This is a genomic window from Amphibacillus sediminis NBRC 103570 (assembly GCF_001552275.1).
Taxonomy (GTDB): domain Bacteria; phylum Bacillota; class Bacilli; order Bacillales; family Amphibacillaceae; genus Amphibacillus_B; species Amphibacillus_B sediminis.
The window spans coordinates 19040-37480 of the sequence record NZ_BCQW01000028.1; the positions used below are offsets into that span (position 1 = coordinate 19040).

Consider the following 18441-nt stretch of genomic DNA (forward strand, 5'->3'; position numbering starts at 1 on the left):
TCCTGATAGTCAAAACATCGCTTTATTTCCCTGCAAGCTGTCATTATAAACAGAAAAGAAGCATATTCGTCTGATATGCTTCTTTTGCTTGATAACAGGTTCTATCCTCTTAGCTCTGCCTGATGTGTTTTTTCCACAGCAGTTAAAATAGCTTGATAAGATGCTTCTACCTCTTCATCTTTCAAGGTCCGATCTGGATCAAAATAAACCAAATTAAACGCAAGTGATTTTTTCCCTTCTGGTAAGTGCTCCCCTTGATAAAGGTCAAAGACTTGAACCGATTTAAGTAACGCTCCTGCTGATTGCTTGATAGTTGTTTCAATTTCAGCAGCTGGGATCTGTTGGTCAACGACTAAGGCAATATCCCGGGTCATCGTTGGATAGCGAGGTATCTTATTAAAGCTCGGCTCGACATGACAACAAGTAAAGAGATAGTCTAAGTCAAGGTCAAAAACATAGGTTTCCTTTAAATCAAACGCTTTTTGCAGCTGTGGATGAATTTGACCAATAAAACCAACAGGCAGCTTATTCAAATATAATTGAGCGGTTCGACCTGGATGCATATGCGCTATTTCAGTTTGTTGATAGCTAACGTTAAAACCTAATCGGGCAAATAAACCTTCAAGAATACCTTTAACTAAGAAAAAGTCAACATCCTTTGCTTCTTGTTGCCAAGGATGAAGCAACCATTTTCCTGTTATCGCACCGGAAACACGAAGCTTCTCTTCTGGTTGTACACTAATTTGTTCCTCATTTGAAACAAATACACTGCCCATTTCATAGTAGCCAAGATGGCTTTGCTTTCGAGCATGATTATAGGATAAGGTTGCCAATAATTCTGGCAGGATACTTAATCGTAATGTGCTATGTTCTTCACTCATTGGCATGGACAAGCGAATAGGTACTTTTGCTTTTTCGGAAATTTCAGGGCTAACCAGCATCTCCGCTCTTTCCGCCGTAGTTAATGAATAAGTCAAAGCTTCTGATAATCCTGCACCCTCCAAGTATTGCTTGACATAACGTTTTAAAGCTTGACGCTTCGTTAAATGTCCTGCTTGCTGAGCGCCTTCAGGAAGCGTGTACGCTAACTTGTCATAGCCATAAATCCGCGCCACCTCTTCAAGGATATCTTCAAAAATAGCAATATCTTGACGACGTGTTGGAACTGTTATGGTAAAGAATTCACCTGATTGCTGATACTCAAAAGCCAATTTAGCTAAAATATTCGCAATCTCATCATTGCTTATTTTTGTCCCTAACCGGGCATTAATTCGACTAGTGGTAATCTCTACTTTACGCTCAGTGCGATCAAGCTGATCAAATTCAACCACACCTTCAAGAACGGTACCGTTCGCATATTGAGCAAGTAATTGTGCTGCTCTGAATCCAGCCCGCTTTACACGGTTAGGATCGACACCTTTTTCAAACCGAGTACTCGATTCACTACGCAGATTGTGATCCTTGATTGCCTTACGCACTCTCTTACCATCAAAATAAGCCGTTTCAAGCAATACGGTTTTGGTAGTTTCTGTGACCTCTGAATCTGCCCCTCCCATAACACCTGCAATAGCAGTTGGTACAGAGCCGTTCGTAATGATGAGGTGCTCAGGGGTTAATGCTCTTGTTTCATCATCCAATGTCACGATTGTTTCGTTAGCTCGAGCCCGACGAACAACGACTTCCTTCGAACCGAATTTATCATAATCAAAGGCATGTAAAGGCTGGCCATATTCTAATAAGACATAATTCGTGATATCGACAACATTATTAATCGGTCTTATCCCGGCAGCGATAAGATAATTACGTATCCATAATGGAGCAGGCCCTACTTCAATATCTTTAATAATCAATGCCCCATAGTAAGGATTGGATTCACGATCTTCTACCTTGACGCTAATATAGTCAGCAGCTTTTTCTGAACTTGTCTCTACTACTTCACTCGGCCACTTAACTTTTTGATTTAAGATCGCCCCAACTTCATAGGCCACACCGAGCATACTTAATGCATCTGAACGGTTCGGTGTTAAACCAAGCTCAAGAACTCGATCATCTAGATTGAGGTAGCCTGTCACTGGCTGACCGACCTCAACTTCCTCAGGAAAGACAAAGATGCCATCAGCTACTTCTTTAGGAATGTATGGTTCACTTAAACCTAGCTCCTGTAATGAGCAAATCATCCCATTTGATTCAACATCACGGAGCTTAACTGGTTTAATTTTAAAATTACCCGGCAATATAGCTCCAGGCTTGGCAACAGCAACCTTTTGACCTGCTGCTACATTAGGTGCTCCACAGACAATTTGCAATGTTTCTGAGCCAACATCAACCTTGCATAAATTAAGCTTATCTGCATTCGGATGCTTTTCACAAGATTCCACATAACCGACTACAACATTAGAGCTCGGCTCTGCTATGTTCGTCACACCTTCGACTTCAATCCCTGTTTTTGTTATTTTATCTGCTAATTGTTCAGCTGTCTGATCAGCTAAATCGACATATTGTTTTAACCAATTTAAAGATACCAGCATGTTCTTTCCCCCTTTTTATGCTTGATGGTATTGCTTTAAGAAACGGATATCATTTGTATAAAAATGACGAATATCATCGACACCATATTTCAACATAGCGATTCGTTCTGGCCCCATACCAAAGGCAAAACCACTGTAGACCTCTGGATCATAGCCACCCATTCTTAATACTTCTGGGTGAACCATGCCACCACCTAAAATCTCGATCCAACCAGTTTGCTTACAAACGGAACAACCTTTTCCATGACATAATTTACATGAGATATCGATCTCAACCGATGGTTCAGTAAATGGGAAAAAGCTAGGGCGAAAACGAATTTCACGTTCTTCACCAAAAAAGTGTTTAACAAATTGGTTTAGTACACCTTTGAGGTCACTCATGCGCACATTCTTATCAACATAAAGACCCTCTACCTGTGTAAATTGATGGGAATGTGTTGCATCATCCGTATCGCGGCGATATACCTTTCCTGGACAGATCATTTTAATTGATTGGTTTCCTTTATATTCGTTCATCGTTCGAGCTTGAACAGGTGACGTTTGGGTTCGTAGTAATAACTCTTCTGTGATATAAAAGGAATCTTGGGTATCACGTGCCGGATGATCCTTAGGTAAATTTAGTGCCTCAAAATTATAATAATCTGTCTCTACCTCTGGACCTTCGCGTACTTCAAACCCCATTCCAATAAACAAGTCCTCGATTTCTCTTACCACTGATGTTAATAGATGTGGGCCACCGACTGGAACTGGACGGCCAGGTAATGTTACATCAATGGTTTCAGCCTTTAGCTGTTGATCTAATACGGCTAATTCTAGCTTTGCTTTCTTTTGCTCAAGTTCAGTTGTAATCGCTGATCTAACTTTGTTTGCCAATTCCCCAATAACAGGGCGCTCTTCCGCAGAAAGCTTTCCCATTCCTCGTAATACTTCTGTTATCGGACCTTTTTTACCAAGAAAAGCAACACGGACCTTGTCCAGATCAGCTAATGTTTTCGCTTGTTCTACCTGATTTAGTGCCTCTTGCTCTAGTTCCTGTAATCTTTCTTTCATTTTTCTTCAACCTCCTTAAATCAAATCTGCATTGGCGTATTTGCGCCCGAATTGTATCAAGCGAAGCTCGATAAAGTAAAACTTCATTCAGTGGGGTTCCGACGCATAGAATGTGCTTGGGCAGACGTTGCGAACTTAGTCAGCTTCCTCCATCCCTCACTGAACGTTAGTTGAACCAATCGGGCCGTTACTGGCTGTTGGATCTCCCACTTAGACACGACGTGTTCCCTTGTTTCTTGAAGGTGGAGTCTTATAGCCAGTTACACTGCGGTAAATTTCCACTGAAAATCTGTCTGAACCCCCACTGAATGAATACAAACAGACATTCATCTCTCCACTTATAGAAGCGGGAGACTAGTGCTGAATGTTAAAACAATTAACTTGTGATGTGACCATAAGAACAAAAGCGCAGAGCGCCCGCTTAAAAACGTAGCGACTGGAGCGAATCAACTGAGATAAAGGAATCACGATGAGCTTGCGAACCGATGATGACTTATCGTGAGGCGATTCGTGATGTCGCCTAGTTTTTGGCGCTCGAAACTGGTCGCTAAACAGGTTGCCTACATGTTATCCACTTCGAAAAATTTATCATTTCCTAGACAGTAAAAAAGCCTCTATCCCAGAAAAGGGACGAGACTTTTGATTCGCGCGGTACCACCCTTGTTGACAAAATCTGTTAACTTTGCCCACTTCATTTCATAACGGACTGTTGATCCGGAACGTTCTTACTTGCTTATCGGCAAGGTCCCAAACGCCTGCTCCAGAGTGAAGGTTCAGCTTTTTTACAATGCGCCTGCTTTCAGTCCATGACAGTGCGTCCCTGTAACATTGTCTTTTGAAACACGGCCAAACAAATGGCTATGTTTTAGGATGAGGTATCGATCAAGATCATCCTAGAAAAAGCTTACTGACTCTTTCTTAGCTTTTCAATATTCTTTGTTCTATTATAGAAAAATTCAATTAAAGTTGCAACTCTTTCCCGCAATAATGCGATTTTTTTAGGCTGTAATCGAATGATTGTGTCCATTCGAGCACAAGGTAACGTTGTAGCTTTGGCGACATGCACGCTTTAGCGGCTAAAAAGCAACTAACTTAATCAAAAAATGGCATGCTGTGGTGCTATTTAGCCTTAGAACTTACTTCTCAATTAAACGATAGATCAGAATACCGGTAGCAACACTGACATTGAGCGATTCAGCCTGGCCATAGATAGGAATATGAACGCGATTATCCGCTTTACTTAATAAAGCTGGATCAACGCCACTCCCTTCATTACCGACAATAAGCGCCATTTTTTCACGATGCTCGACTGTATGGATGGGGATAGCTTCATCTAAGGTTGAGGCTAGAACGGCCACGCCCTGCTGTTGGAGCACTGAAATTTGTTCAATAAGGTTAGCACTCATAATAGGTAGGTGAAAAAGTGAGCCCTGTGAGGAACGAATCACTTTATCGTTATAAAGATCTACTGTTCCCTCACCGAGGATAACTCCATCAAAACCTGCTGCATCAGCTGTTCGAATCATTGTTCCGACATTACCGGGATCTTGAATCGCATCTAGTAATAATAAACGATTATGCTTTTCAAATGGCATTTGCTTCATTTTTACAACTGCCATAATCCCTTGTGGTGATTTAGTATAAGCAAGATGCTGAAGGACATTTTCTGCCACATAAGTGACCGGAACACGCTCCCACCTTTGTGGAAGTTGAAAGTGCTCGCTAACAATTAAATCTGTTAGCTCCCAATCACTATTGAGCGCTTCTTCAACTAAGTGCTCCCCTTCAATCAAAAAAAGTTGCAGCTGGTCACGGTATTTTTTTATTTTAAGCTTTGCCCATGTTTTGATTGTTTCATTTTTTACTGATGTAATCATGTTTTCCATCCTTTATAAACTATTCCTTCTTATCATACATATTTAAGCTAATTTAGGTCAAACTATTTTTCAGTTAATATGATGAAATGAGGTGAAAAGATGGATTTAAATTTAAGGAAAGCCATTTTAGCCAATGTGGCCAACAATAATCAATCTGAGCTAGAGGACACCATTGTTGACGCTATTCAAAGTGGAGAAGAAAAAATGCTACCAGGGCTTGGGGTATTGTTTGAATTGATTTGGCAGCAATCTGATGAATCAGAGAAACATGATATGCTATCCTTACTAGAACAAGGGGTTCAACAAGGCGTATAAGCAAAAAGAACTAGATGCTTTCGGTAAAATCGGAGCATCTTTTTCATATTGCTATTTAATCCCCTTTTCTTTACAATAGAATTAATAGAATTTGTACGGTGAGGGGGAATCGCATGAACATTCGTTTATTGCAATCAATGATGCAAACTGATGCTATCAATCAGTTTAGAGCAACAGATTCAAATCGAACAGGGGCTACGGATTTATTTCAGAATGTTTTTCTATCTAATATGCAAGATCCATCTGCTTCTGCCCAATGGGATACAATGCAATCGATTCGTGACTTTCTAATGGACAAGCCTTCCATTTTGTCACAAACAAGCTCAGTCATCTCACCAATACAAGCTAATCTATCACAGGATGTTGAGCAAATTATTCAAGAAGCAGCTCGTACCTATCAAGTTGATGAAAAATTAATCCGTGCCGTGATTAAAACAGAATCGAATTTTAATCAATACGCTGTTAGCCGAGCTGGTGCTCAAGGTTATATGCAATTAATGCCCCAAACTGCACGTGGGTTAGGTGTGACAGATTCATTTGATGCAAGACAAAATATTATGGGCGGTACCAAATACTTAAGACAAATGCTTGATCGTTATAATGGCAATACACGATTAGCTCTTGCTGCATATAATGCAGGCCCAGGTAATGTGGATAAGTACAAAGGAGTTCCCCCATTTAGCGAAACACAAAACTATGTCAAAAAAATATCTAGCCTACTATCATAAGTTCATTCAACATTGTTGATTGGATTTACTAAAGTCAACATTAGATCGACAGTTCTTTGTAGAAATAGACCTCTCTACTCGATTAAGGGGGTCTATTTTTTGTCTTGGCTCTGTTAAACTTAGTTGTTGATATTAACCTAAAATAAAAGTGCTCTGATTAAGAGCACTTTTATTTTCTACTGTTGAAAAAAATGATTAACTGATTCCTCAGACTTCAGGCGTTCCTGTATCAGTATCTTTAAGTCCTGTTCATCTTCAAATCCATCCAACTTATTGTTATACCAATCTTGTAATTTCTCTTTTGTTACAGAGAATTCATTGTCTGGAAATTTGAATGTAATCCAATCTACATTTTTGATTAAAGCAAAAAGAAATGTAGAGTTTGATATTACAGTTTCTTTCATTTCTTTATCTACTTTTTCCGCATCAATATCATTGTATTCCAAAGTAATTCCATAGGGTTCTTTCTTGGTTTCAAGTGAAATTTGATTCAACTCTTTGTTATGTGCCAATTCTTTTACGATATGCCCAACTGCACTGTTGTCACCAACATATGAATTCTTATATTGAAATAAATCAGTTTTTGAATCAGCATTTAGACTGCATCCACTCAATAATATCATTAGGGATAACAATGAAATAAAAAAAATGGTAATCCGCTTCACTATATCCTCTCCTATTTTAACAAGTTGCTAAACGCTTTGCTCACCTTGATAACCTCTCGAATGTCTGTTCTTATACTAATTATAGCAGGATTTCGGACAAGCATCAAATATCAACATTTACCTCTAACAGAGCCTTTGTCTTAAACGAATTGAGTGGCAGATAACCAACACGCGTTTAGTGTCAAGTCAAGTCTGATACTAAAACTTCGTTCAGCTGGGGTTTCGACGCATAGGATGTGCTCGTGCAGGCGTTGCGACACGACGTCGCGAACTTATTCAGCTTCCTCTATCCCCCACTGAATGTTAGTTGAACCAATCGCTCCCTTACTAGCTGTTGAATCTCCCCGTTAGACATGAGGTGTGCCTTTATTTCTTGAAGTGGGAGGCTTACAAAAGCCCTTCGATGGGGCGAGTAATCGTAGCCCCATCCAGTTAAACTGCGATAAAAGCATCGAAAATAATCAAACAGGACACAACTTCATATTAAAAGTTGTGTCCACATGCTGCTTAGACCATAGGGTTAACTAAATGTAATTTGGTTAACAGTTTCCTGATTCAATCCTTTAATCACTTCCACTAGTAATTGAACGGTATAATCAAAATCATCACGATGAATAATACCTGCATGGGAATGAATATAACGTGTGGCTATACCGATTGATAGTGATGGCACGCCTTTTGCCGTTAAATGGATTGAACCACTATCCGTTCCACCTGCTGGAATAGCTGTATATTGATAAGGAATATGATGTTGTTCAGCAACCTTTAAAACATAGTCTCGTAAATCATGATGACCAATCATTGAACGGTCATAAATAACAATTTGAGGACCTTGACCGATTTTACTGTCAGAATCCTTCGCTGAAATACCGGGAGTATCGCCTGCAATACCTGTATCCACTGCAAAGGCAAGATCAGGTTGAATAGCATGGGCTGCAGTTTTAGCTCCACGTAAACTAACTTCTTCTTGAACTGTCCCTACTCCGTAAACAACATTTGGATGCTCAACATCTTTGAGTTGTTTTAGCACTTCAATAGCAATCGCACAACCAATTCGATTATCCCATGCTTTTGCTAATAAAAGCTTTTCATTCTTCATTGGCTGAAATTCGAAATAGGGAACAATTGAATCACCTGGTCTAACACCAAAAGCCTCAGCTTCTTCTTTACTTGATGCCCCAATATCAATGAACATATCCTTAATTTCATATGACTTCTTGCGAGCTTCGGCAGGCATAATATGTGGTGGCTTAGAGCCTACTATACCGACAAGATCTCCTTTTGAGGTCATAACCGTAACACGCTGAGCTAGCATGACCTGACTCCACCATCCACCAATGGTTTGAAAGCTCAGGTAGCCTCTTTCATCAATCCGTGTTACCATCATTCCAATTTCATCAAGATGGCCTGCTACCATAATTTTCGGACCGTCAACTTGCCCAATCTTCTTGGCAATCAGACTTCCTAGATGATCTGTGTAAACTTCATTTGCATAGGGCTTTATGTACTGTCGCATCACTTCTCTAACTTCACGTTCATTTCCTGAAATGCCTTTTGCTTCTGTTAAATCCTTAAACATTGTTAATTGATCATTCATATCTGCTCGTCTCCTTTTTATCCTATCTTATTATAGCGTAGTATTAAATAAAGACAAAATTTTTAACTTTATTTAGCAGAAATCTCCTACTTCAATAGGTGATAAGATCAATGATTAATTGATTTCATTCATCGGGGATTCAAACCTCGGCTGAATAAAGTTAAAGCCTCCGGTGGATGCCAGACAGATTTTCAGAGGAAATTTATTAGCTTCGCTCGATAAAAACTGGGCGCCAATCCGCCAAGACATATTTGATTATTTAGGAGCTTGCTCTTGAGAATGGATCTTAATTAATAAAAGACTCTATCCAATTGCTACCACTCTATATTCATTAAGCAAATGAGCATTATTTGGTTTTACCTAAACTGAGGATTAAAGTTGGTCAATAATTACACTAAATACAATTGCGATAGACCCAAATTTGATCAAGATCGTGGTGTCACCGCTACCGAGTATACTTTTATACAAGCCAACCATAGAAATGCAATGTTATCACTTGGTCACTTATCGGTAGTATACGATGATAATAAAAAACGAACACAATATTAATAGTGCTCGTCTTGGCGTTGAAAATTAACTTTATTTTTTTCTAAATATGCAGCTTGAATCTCATGATCTGAGAAACCTAATTGGTCTGCCAATGTTAGAAACAAGCCGAAAACAGTTAAATAGCTTGCCTGTGAGCGATCATCACGAAAATAATCGATAGCACGATAGAGCTGATTAAACAAGTCTGTTAGATCACCATTAAATGGCATATGATCAACGTGCTCCACTTTAAAACGACTGTCTAGACCAAGAGATATGATAAAATGAAGTCCATCAACATACTCTTCTAAAATCGTCTCTTTGGGACTGGGTTCTTTAACACTCCAATATTTGAAACAACGTGTTTCATTAGCTAATTCTCCTAATTCAACAAAGAGGGCAAGAATTTTATGATCAAACAGTTGATCGGAACTGACCTGATGATTTGTTTGAATATAATGATCTAAATCTGCCTGCATTGAATATAATTCGGTCCATTTCATTTTAAAAAATCGCTCCTTTTATTAGCGTAAAAATTCACGCACACTGACACCTGTTTCTTTTTTTCTAAACACAAACAATAATGGGATTAAACATATAATAAATATACCGATCATAACTGGGGAAAAACTGATAATTGCCTGACCAATAAAAGTATAAGCAATTGTCATCGGAATAGCTGTGTAAAATGACGATTCCAAATAGGCATAAAAGTTATCAGATGCTTCGTAGAGTAAAAATGATAATAAATGATAATGTATAAACGGAATTAACCGAAGAGCAGCCACTTGCCCAGTTGTAACATGCCTATCCTCGCCAATTACCTTATTCTTCATTTTTCTTAAGCGATTGGTAAATCTCGGTAAACATTGGGTGATAAGATAAAACAAAACACTTGATAGGACTGCTCCTATAATGGAGAGAATCATACCAGGAACAAGGCCAAAAATAAGACCACCTGCAATAAAAACTAAGATAACAGGGATAAACAACAACGGGCGAATAGCGTGTAATAGAATAAATAACAGTGGTGCCAACAAGCCGTGGGTATTTCTAATCACTTCTATATACTGTTCAATTTGCTCCATTACCGATCTGCCTCCCTTCGATATCTCTTCAAATCTATGATGAGAGCTCATGCTTTATGCTTTACCTAAAATGGAAAAACCAGACGAGTAAACTAACCTGAATCAAAGCAAGTACAGGTAAGCCAAAGCGAAAAGTTGTATGCTTCGTTTTATGGCGGTAAGTTTTCATTCCTAATAATACACCTATCGCCCCTCCAATTAAAGCGATAAGCCAAATCGTTCGTTCGGAGATACGCCAATGATGCTGTTTAGCTCTTTTTTTATCTATTTTCATTATCATTAATCCTACTATGTTTATGAGTAATAGATAGAACGTGATCACTTCCATTGCCTACCCGCCTTTTTAAAAATTGATTCTCGGCTTCACCTTATCGTGTACTCTATTACATGATCAAGGAATTCTATAATAAAACATTCAACAAACTAATGACAAAATTGCATTGCCATAATTTATAGAGGTAAGAGTCAATGAGTCTATAACTATCCTAACAGGTTGTTAGCTTAGCCGAATACAGAAAAGAGTTGTTCCCTTATAAGAAAACAACCCTTTGTTTTTGTCAATTATTTGCTTAAGGCAGCTTTGGCTTGGTCAGCTAGCTGTGAAAATGCTGCTTGATCAGAAACAGCTAATTCTGATAGCATCTTACGGTTAACTTCAATCCCAGCTAATTTCAATCCGTGCATTAAACGGCTATATGATAAGTCGTTCATACGAGCTGCTGCATTAATACGTGCAATCCATAATTTACGGAAATCACGTTTTTTCTGTTTACGGTCACGATATGCATATTGACCTGATTTCCATACTTGTTGTTTTGCTACTTTAAAAAGCGCATGCTTTGAACCATAATAACCTTTTGCTAATTTTAATATGCGTTTACGACGCTTACGTGTAACTGTTCCACCTTTAACACGTGCCATAATATTTCCCTCCTATATATCTAAACCAAATCTGGTTAATCGTCTTATCTTGGTAACATTTGATCAATACGTTTTTGGTCGCCTGCAGAGACAACTGCACTTTTACGTAATTTACGTTTTTGCTTCTGTGTTTTATTTGCAAACATGTGGCTTGTGTAAGCATGGGAACGTTTAAGCTTCCCAGAACCTGTTCTTTTGAAACGTTTTTGTGTGCCTTTATGTGTTTTCATTTTTGGCATTAGTTGTTCCTCCTTAAAAGCATATGAATTAAAGCTTATTTTTCGTTTGATGGTGCTAGCATTAAGAACATGCTACGACCTTCCATTTTAGGCTTTTGCTCAACTGAAGAAAGGTCTTTACATTCCTCTGCCATGCGTTCCAGTACTCTTTGCCCTAACTCTTTGTGGGTAATGGCACGTCCTCTAAAGCGAATCGATACTTTTACTTTATCGCCTTTTTCTAAGAACTTACGTGCATTACGAAGCTTGGTATTAAAGTCATGTTCTTCAATACCTGGGCTTAAACGTACCTCTTTAATATTGATGATTTTTTGCTTTTTACGTGCTTCTTTATCTTTCTTTTGTTGCTCAAAGCGATACTTACCGTAGTCCATAATCCGACAAACTGGCGGCTTGGCATTTGGAGCCACGAGAACGAGATCTAAATTACGATTTGCTGCAATATCCAACGCCTCTTGGCGAGATTTAACACCAAGTTGATCTCCATTAGAATCAATGAGACGCACCTCACGCGCTCGAATACTCTCATTGACATTCATATCTTTGCTAATAATCATCCACCTCCGTGATTTTTTAACAGTGGCATGAATTATGACCGGATTACTTTACGTAACGTGACCATCCCACTGGTCATTGACAAGCTTGTTGTTCGCTAGATAACCTCGCTTTTATTCACACCTTATCAGAATGATCTTTAAGGCAAATAAAAAAGTGTCGGCACATTTGCACCCACACGTATCCTGTCGTCTCATTGAGAATCTGTAAACCTGGCAACAACATAACATGTGTCGATCAGGCGAGAAGCGGGTGCCTCTACTTGTCGATTGATCATATTCAATTTCACTCAAAATATCATAACATGTGCTGTTCTAACTGTCAACTAGTTTTCAAACGGATTCACAAAAGATAGGCAGGAACGATCTCCAAATGAAGCATTCGATCACTAACCTTGGGCCACGTTAGAGCTGAAAAATCACCCTCATTTTCTAATAAAAGTTAAGGCCTAATCAGCTTTTAACCGATTAGACCGATAAATCATCTTATTGACGCAGTGAGCGCTGATCTATTTCAGCTTTTATTAATTTGATATAGTCAGCTAGATCAAGGGTTTCAGATTTTTGCTCACCATAGCGCCGAACGTTAACCGCCTTGTCTTCTACCTCTTTATCACCAACCACTAACGCAAACGGAATTTTTTCTGTTTGAGCTTCTCTTATCTTATAGCCAATCTTCTCATCTCTTAAGTCCAGCTCAACTCGAACACCAGCAGCCCGAAGCTCGTCTTCAACCTCTTTAGCATAATTGGCATGGATGTCATTTGAAACAGGAATAATTCGAGCCTGGACAGGTGCTAGCCAGGTTGGGAATGCGCCTTTGTACTCCTCAATTAAGAAGGCAACAAAGCGCTCCATTGTTGAGACTACGCCACGATGAATAACAACTGGGCGGTGCTCTTTACCATCTTCGCCGATGTAGGTTAGATCAAACTTCTCAGCTGAATTAAAATCAAGTTGAACAGTTGACAGCGTTTCATGCTTTCCTAAAGCTGTCTTGACTTGAACATCAAGCTTAGGTCCATAAAACGCAGCTTCACCTTCTGCTTCAACATAGTCGAGCTTCATTTCTTCCATTGTTTCTTTTAATAAAGATTGGGCTGTTTCCCACATTTGATCATTGTCAATATATTTCTCTTTATCTTCAGGGTCACGATAGGAAAGTCGGAAATAGTAATCATGAATACCAAAATCACGATATACATTCTGGATCAGATCAACGACACGGATAAACTCATCTTTAAGCTGATCTGGTCTGGCAAAAATATGTGCATCATTTAAGGTCATGGCACGAACACGTTGTAACCCAGCCAGTGCTCCTGACATTTCATGTCGATGCATCATGCCTAGTTCAGCAATACGTACTGGAAGATGACGATAGCTATATAGTTCATTTTTATAGACCATCATGTGATGCGGACAATTCATTGGACGAAGCACTAGATCCTCATTGTCCATCTCTAATATTGGGAACATGTCGTCATTATAGTGATCCCAGTGACCACTTGTTTTGTATAACTCTAAGCTCCCTAACACGGGTGTATAGACATGGTTATAGCCAAGACGTTCCTCAATATCCACGATATAACGTTCAATTGTACGACGAATGGTAGCCCCTTTAGGTAGCCATAACGGCAAGCCTTGCCCGACTTTTTGTGAAATCATAAATAGACCAAGCTCTTTACCTAGTTTACGATGATCCCGCTCTTTTGCTTCTTCTCGTAATCGTAAATATTCATCCAAATCTGCTTTTTTAGCAAAGGCTGTTCCATAAATTCGCTGTAGCATTTTATTGTTACTATCACCACGCCAATACGCTCCAGAAATACTTAATAACTTAAACACCTTAATTTTACTAGTTGATGGAACATGGACCCCACGACATAAATCAAAAAATTCACCTTGCTCATAAATGGTGACTTGTTCATCAGCTGGTATTGCTTCAAGTAGCTCAAGCTTAAGCTGATCACCGATTTCCTGATAACGCGCCTCTGCCTCAGCACGTGTCACTTCGATCCGCTTAATGGGTAAGTTCTCATCAACAATTCGTTTCATTTCCTTTTCAATTTTGGGTAGATCCTCTGGTGTTAAGGCATGCTCCATATCAATGTCGTAATAAAAACCATCTTCAATGGTTGGTCCAATGCCTAATTTGACATCAGATCCATATAATCTTTTGATCGCTTGTGCCATAACATGAGCAGTTGAATGGCGCATAATATCAAGGCCTTCCGGTTGTTTCTCGGTAATGATATTAATCGCTCCATCTTCTGGTAGAGGTGTTTTTAAATCATAAGCTACCCCGTCCAATGTAACAGCTAATGCTTGTTTTCTTAATCCTGGTGAAATAGATTGTGCAATATCTTCACCCGTTGTACCCTGAGGAAATTCCTTTTTCGCTCCATCTGGAAATGTAATAACTAACTGCTCCTTCACGTTGATTCTCTCCTTTGTCATTCGTTTGATACGGTCATTTCAAGTAGCCAGCAATAGTCGATTGATTTAACCTATTCAAAGATCTGGCTAGGGATAGCAAATGGTTAAAAATCCAATTTTATATAATTTTCATTGCACTAAAAAACGCCTATCCCTTGCGTTTATCGCAAAGGGACAAGCGTTAGCTCGTGGTTCCACCCTTTTTCCCAAATAAAAACTTATCAAAGATAAATAATATTTGGCTTCATTCACTCAGTAACGTTGAGCTACGCCACTTCCTAATGCAGTGTTCAGAAGTAGAGTTCAGAGGTGGTAACAAATTAGCCACGAACAGGAAGATTTCAGCTCCACTTCCCTCTCTAACGAACGTAACTAAATGTCATGTCCTCATCGATACTTTTTCATCTATAATATTGACTAGTATTATATAACCTGATCATCTAAAAATCAAGCCCCTTTTATGAATCAAACGGAAAGTCTGATTTAGGTAATAGCACCATACGTTCATCAAAAATAGTTTGTAAGGTATGAATCATTGGATCCACCTCATCTTGATAATAAAGATAAATGGTCAGTGGGTTTAAAGCAAGTAACGGACTGAGCTGATATTCATTTTGCGCAAATTGATAAATATGGAGCGGGGTCTCTTCAATCAGCTCATCTAGTTCATCTCGGCGATACTTTTGTCCATTCAACCGAAAGAAAGTACAACTTTGACCGTCAATGACTACATGGCAAGGCGAACCAACCGGGCGCTTTTGGATAAAATCTCTCAGTGATTGTACAAAAATTTGATACTGCTCATCCTGTTTTTTTTCATCAATAGCACGTGCCAGTACTTCATCAATGACCCAATCTGCCCGACTATAAAATAGATGCTTCTGCTCACTGAAGCTGTAATGTTTTTGGTTCGGTTTAATGTAAAAACATGTTGTCATTTCTTCTCGTAAGTCATTCAGAAAACTAACATTGGCATAGTGATCTGTTAGTAACATTTGAGCAGCAATCGTCAAAATAGCTTCCATTTCATGAAAATCATCATAGTAAAAATCTTTTCTCAGCTTGTCCAATAAAATGGGTTTTAGTTCCAATACATAGAATAATTCCAGTAAACATGGATTAATTAAATCAATATGCTGCTCAAACACATCCAATTCATAATGATCAACAACCTGACAGATCAACTGGCGATCAGTTAATTTACTACGGAAAGCCTGCTGTTCTAATCTTTCACCAAATCGTATTTTTACCATATTTCCATCACCCATCTCTTATACACTGTTATATTGTATGGGTGGATGGATAAAAAAATGATTAGTTCGTTAGTGAAATTATAGTGACAAACTAGGATCTAATGGAGTGATCGCGAGTTGGAAAAATAGCGGCAAACAGGTTAATGCTGGACAAATACGCTCCTATCCTAAATTATATCCTGTCGACATTTTGTCGACTATAGATCATTTCTTCGATTATCGCCCTTTATCTCAACAGGTTTACTGACTTGCCGTATCCGCTCAATAATTCTACCCGCTTTAAGCTCTTCGACATCGCCTCTTGATGTCATTGCTAAGTGCTTTTCTAGTTGTGGTAAAGTAAAATTAGAAGTAAAAAAGACCGGTAGCTCGTTCATCATCCGATATTGCAGAATTGAGCCTAACACCTCATCCCTAAACCAAGCTGATAGGGTTTCTGCACCTAAATCATCTAACATCAGAACTGGAATATGTTTAAATTGATCAATCTTCTCATCTACTGAATCATCTTTAAATGATGACTTGATTTCACGAACAAATTCAGGCATGTAAATCAGCATTGAGGCAATGCCCTTCTCTGCCAACTGATTAGCAACAGCCCCAAGAAAATATGTCTTTCCAACGCCAAAGGGACCATGGAAATAGAGCCCTTTTTTAGGTAGGGCATTGTCAACTTGATTAACAAAGTGAATCAGTTCGCGAATGGCTTGATGACGAGCAGGGTTATGATCATCTATATCAGCTAAAGAAGCCTTGAGAATTTCCTTTGGCATGTACAAACTTTTGATTAATGATGCGCGCTTTTGTTGCTCCTCACGTAATAGGGTATACTTACATTTCTCATAACTTAAATGAATCTCTGATCCGACCACGTCAATTCTTGGTTTATAACCAGGTAGGATATTATGCTGACACCCCTGCTCTGGGCAATTCCTACAGTCTTTATTTTGGGAATAGTACTCGTAAAGCTTAATTAATTGACGATCAATTGCATGGTCTGTGAGCTCTGGATGATCCATGATTAACTGTTTAATCTCTGGATCATTAAGAACGTCAAATTTCATTTGCTTATACACGTTTTGAAAAGATTGCTTGTCCTGCATCCATTTTTTTAAAGATGCTTGTATCGATTCCATTCCGTAAATCACCTCTGCTCTCCAACTCGATCTTGTTTAAATGCCTTAAGTAACTCACTGACATCCTGACCTGTATTAGTGGCTTCAGTTACTTTCTTGGCTTGAGCCTTTTTCTGTTCTTTGAACCAATCTGGAACAACTTCCTTACGACTAGCTGGTTTCGTATAGTTTGGCTTAGGCGATTGACGCCATTGTTGATATTTATTGTGTTCTGATTTCGCTAATGTCATCGCTTGCTGAACGGTCTTCACATTTTTACGAGCCCAGTGACTCGCGATTTTTTCCAAATAAGATTTGGTTAGCTTCATATCCGTTTTAAGCATCACATAATGAATTAAGACGTTCATGACACCTGGGGTTAGCCCCTGTGCTTCCATTACGGATGCAATCATTTTTAAATCTTGACGAGATGCTCGATTACCATTTGATAAATCTTCAAGGAGTTCTTTAGGTGAAATAGTTTCCATCCGCTCAATAAATTGTGACTGCTTGGAAGTCACTTTTTCAGTTTTGGCTTGCTGTATTTTATCTTTTTGACCAGTGACCATTGTGTTGACTGGTAAGATCTCTGTTAAATCTAAACAAGCAGCCATAAACTCGTTTTTATCTAATTGATGATCACTGGTCAGTGACCATTGGATCGCTTTTTCTAATTGCGTAGTAGAAAGCCCGTATAACCCTGTCATCTGTTTAATTAAATGTTTATTCGTTTCAGAAAAGATCACCTGAACAGGCAACATACGTGCTTCGAATACTTGTTTTAACCAAGCCCAATCTACGTCGACATCATCCAGATTTGGGACCGCAGTCGGAATTTGCTCGGGCTGTTGCTTTAAATTCTGATCTTGCGATTTTATCGAGCTGAAGATATCCGTGAACCCTACCGTTATGTCCTTAGCATCTTGCGGATTTTGCAACGATTTGTCATCTAGCAGTTGCTGAGTTAAACGTTGATATTGTTGGTCCCCTAGCTGATGGTATAAAAGCTGATTCAAAACATCGTCAGCAAAAAATTGATGGGCTAAGCAAGGTAGGTTTAATTGATAGCAATACACCGTATGCTGGGGATCATCAACATGGAACGTACGTATCAAACCAATGGCTTCACACTTAAGACGAGCTTGATAAATGTCAGTTAAAGGTTGATTCATCGTTTGCATAAGGTGATGATGTGTTTCAAGTTTCTCTGATTCAATTTCTGTTAACAATGTCATATATAATGATGTCGCCACCCCACCTATCAGTGGTTGATATAGCTGATAGATCACTTGGTAATGTTCAGCTAATAGCCGAGCATGTAGTTGAACATAATAGCCATCAGAAGGAAGTAGCTTCCCAATCGTTTGATGCATCGTCATCCCCCTTACCTATCCTTTATATAAAATGAAACTTCGTTCAGTGGGGGTTTCGACGGATAGGATGTGCTCGTGCAGACGTTGCGACACGATGTCGCAAACTTAGTCAGCTTCCTCTCTCCCTCACTGAACGTTAGTTGAACCAATCGGGCCGTTACTGGCTGTTGGATC

General features: G+C 39.0%; 17 protein-coding genes and 1 other annotated feature. Of the genes, 2 read left to right on the plus strand and 15 right to left on the minus strand.

Annotation, left to right across the window (positions count from 1 at the left end):
- Positions 1-101: 101 nt before the first annotated feature.
- The 3 genes from pheT to ASE01S_RS13315 form a co-directional block, all read right to left on the minus strand.
- On the minus strand, positions 102-2528 hold the full coding sequence (gene pheT / locus ASE01S_RS13305; RefSeq protein ID WP_067843363.1) for a phenylalanine--tRNA ligase subunit beta: 2427 nt from the start codon (positions 2526-2528) through the stop codon (positions 102-104).
- 15 nt (positions 2529-2543) lie between these two features.
- Positions 2544-3578 carry a phenylalanine--tRNA ligase subunit alpha gene (pheS, locus tag ASE01S_RS13310; protein WP_067843366.1) on the minus strand — a complete coding sequence of 345 codons (1035 nt, stop codon included), beginning with the start codon at positions 3576-3578 and terminating at the stop codon, positions 2544-2546.
- 1136 nt (positions 3579-4714) lie between these two features.
- Complete coding sequence (locus tag ASE01S_RS13315) at positions 4715-5455, minus strand: TrmH family RNA methyltransferase (RefSeq protein ID WP_067843370.1); 741 nt, start codon at positions 5453-5455, stop codon at positions 4715-4717.
- Between the two features lie 99 nt (positions 5456-5554).
- On the opposite strand from ASE01S_RS13315, the gene sspI reads away from it, so the two are divergent.
- Both sspI and ASE01S_RS13325 read left to right on the plus strand, forming a co-directional pair.
- On the plus strand, positions 5555-5770 hold the full coding sequence (gene sspI, locus ASE01S_RS13320) for a small acid-soluble spore protein SspI (RefSeq protein WP_067843373.1): 216 nt from the start codon (positions 5555-5557) through the stop codon (positions 5768-5770).
- A gap of 113 nt (positions 5771-5883) precedes the next feature.
- Positions 5884-6498: a lytic transglycosylase domain-containing protein gene (locus tag ASE01S_RS13325; protein WP_067843375.1), complete on the plus strand. Its 615-nt coding sequence runs from the start codon at positions 5884-5886 to the stop codon at positions 6496-6498.
- Between the two features lie 176 nt (positions 6499-6674).
- Here the strand turns inward: ASE01S_RS13325 and ASE01S_RS13330 are convergent, their stop codons facing one another.
- The 12 genes from ASE01S_RS13330 to ASE01S_RS13385 form a co-directional block, all read right to left on the minus strand.
- Positions 6675-7163: a DUF4825 domain-containing protein gene (locus tag ASE01S_RS13330; protein ID WP_067843377.1), complete on the minus strand. Its 489-nt coding sequence runs from the start codon at positions 7161-7163 to the stop codon at positions 6675-6677.
- 520 nt (positions 7164-7683) lie between these two features.
- Complete coding sequence (locus ASE01S_RS13335) at positions 7684-8760, minus strand: M42 family metallopeptidase (RefSeq protein ID WP_067843380.1); 1077 nt, start codon at positions 8758-8760, stop codon at positions 7684-7686.
- A gap of 545 nt (positions 8761-9305) precedes the next feature.
- On the minus strand, positions 9306-9791 hold the full coding sequence (locus ASE01S_RS13340; protein ID WP_067843383.1) for a dUTP diphosphatase: 486 nt from the start codon (positions 9789-9791) through the stop codon (positions 9306-9308).
- Between the two features lie 21 nt (positions 9792-9812).
- A complete protein-coding gene (locus ASE01S_RS13345; RefSeq protein WP_067843386.1) occupies positions 9813-10376 on the minus strand; it encodes a TVP38/TMEM64 family protein in 564 nt (187 codons plus the stop codon).
- Between the two features lie 61 nt (positions 10377-10437).
- Positions 10438-10704 carry a DUF1294 domain-containing protein gene (locus tag ASE01S_RS13350; RefSeq protein WP_067843388.1) on the minus strand — a complete coding sequence of 89 codons (267 nt, stop codon included), beginning with the start codon at positions 10702-10704 and terminating at the stop codon, positions 10438-10440.
- A gap of 233 nt (positions 10705-10937) precedes the next feature.
- Positions 10938-11297 carry a 50S ribosomal protein L20 gene (gene rplT / locus ASE01S_RS13355; protein ID WP_067843391.1) on the minus strand — a complete coding sequence of 120 codons (360 nt, stop codon included), beginning with the start codon at positions 11295-11297 and terminating at the stop codon, positions 10938-10940.
- A gap of 44 nt (positions 11298-11341) precedes the next feature.
- The gene (gene rpmI, locus ASE01S_RS13360) at positions 11342-11536 is read right to left on the minus strand and encodes a 50S ribosomal protein L35 (RefSeq protein ID WP_067843394.1); all 195 of its coding nucleotides are present in this window, start codon (positions 11534-11536) and stop codon (positions 11342-11344) included.
- 35 nt (positions 11537-11571) lie between these two features.
- Positions 11572-12093: a translation initiation factor IF-3 gene (infC, locus tag ASE01S_RS13365; RefSeq protein WP_083512147.1), complete on the minus strand. Its 522-nt coding sequence runs from the start codon at positions 12091-12093 to the stop codon at positions 11572-11574.
- A gap of 142 nt (positions 12094-12235) precedes the next feature.
- Positions 12236-12361: a sequence feature (ribosomal protein L20 leader region), on the minus strand.
- A 215-nt stretch (positions 12362-12576) separates the two neighbouring features.
- Positions 12577-14547, minus strand: a complete 1971-nt coding sequence (gene thrS / locus ASE01S_RS13370; protein ID WP_067843397.1) for a threonine--tRNA ligase — start codon at positions 14545-14547, stop codon at positions 12577-12579.
- Between the two features lie 437 nt (positions 14548-14984).
- Positions 14985-15779, minus strand: a complete 795-nt coding sequence (ytxC, locus tag ASE01S_RS13375; RefSeq protein ID WP_067843400.1) for a sporulation protein YtxC — start codon at positions 15777-15779, stop codon at positions 14985-14987.
- 197 nt (positions 15780-15976) lie between these two features.
- Positions 15977-16915 carry a primosomal protein DnaI gene (dnaI, locus tag ASE01S_RS13380; RefSeq protein WP_067843403.1) on the minus strand — a complete coding sequence of 313 codons (939 nt, stop codon included), beginning with the start codon at positions 16913-16915 and terminating at the stop codon, positions 15977-15979.
- An 8-nt stretch (positions 16916-16923) separates the two neighbouring features.
- The gene (locus tag ASE01S_RS13385; protein WP_067843406.1) at positions 16924-18267 is read right to left on the minus strand and encodes a replication initiation and membrane attachment family protein; all 1344 of its coding nucleotides are present in this window, start codon (positions 18265-18267) and stop codon (positions 16924-16926) included.
- Positions 18268-18441 lie beyond the last annotated feature (174 nt).

Coding starts and splice junctions, on each gene's coding strand:
- ASE01S_RS13315 (WP_067843370.1), bottom strand. CDS start 5,455: ATGATTACATCAGTAAAAAATGAAACAATCAAAACATGGGCAAAGCTT.
- rpmI (WP_067843394.1), bottom strand. CDS start 11,536: ATGCCAAAAATGAAAACACATAAAGGCACACAAAAACGTTTCAAAAGA.
- ASE01S_RS13350 (WP_067843388.1), bottom strand. CDS start 10,704: ATGGAAGTGATCACGTTCTATCTATTACTCATAAACATAGTAGGATTA.
- dnaI (WP_067843403.1), bottom strand. CDS start 16,915: ATGGAATCGATACAAGCATCTTTAAAAAAATGGATGCAGGACAAGCAA.
- ASE01S_RS13340 (WP_067843383.1), bottom strand. CDS start 9,791: ATGAAATGGACCGAATTATATTCAATGCAGGCAGATTTAGATCATTAT.
- rplT (WP_067843391.1), bottom strand. CDS start 11,297: ATGGCACGTGTTAAAGGTGGAACAGTTACACGTAAGCGTCGTAAACGC.
- ASE01S_RS13325 (WP_067843375.1), top strand. CDS start 5,884: ATGAACATTCGTTTATTGCAATCAATGATGCAAACTGATGCTATCAAT.
- ASE01S_RS13335 (WP_067843380.1), bottom strand. CDS start 8,760: ATGAATGATCAATTAACAATGTTTAAGGATTTAACAGAAGCAAAAGGC.
- infC (WP_083512147.1), bottom strand. CDS start 12,093: ATGATTATTAGCAAAGATATGAATGTCAATGAGAGTATTCGAGCGCGT.
- ASE01S_RS13385 (WP_067843406.1), bottom strand. CDS start 18,267: ATGCATCAAACGATTGGGAAGCTACTTCCTTCTGATGGCTATTATGTT.
- pheT (WP_067843363.1), bottom strand. CDS start 2,528: ATGCTGGTATCTTTAAATTGGTTAAAACAATATGTCGATTTAGCTGAT.
- sspI (WP_067843373.1), top strand. CDS start 5,555: ATGGATTTAAATTTAAGGAAAGCCATTTTAGCCAATGTGGCCAACAAT.
- pheS (WP_067843366.1), bottom strand. CDS start 3,578: ATGAAAGAAAGATTACAGGAACTAGAGCAAGAGGCACTAAATCAGGTA.
- thrS (WP_067843397.1), bottom strand. CDS start 14,547: ATGACAAAGGAGAGAATCAACGTGAAGGAGCAGTTAGTTATTACATTT.
- ASE01S_RS13345 (WP_067843386.1), bottom strand. CDS start 10,376: ATGGAGCAAATTGAACAGTATATAGAAGTGATTAGAAATACCCACGGC.
- ytxC (WP_067843400.1), bottom strand. CDS start 15,779: ATGGTAAAAATACGATTTGGTGAAAGATTAGAACAGCAGGCTTTCCGT.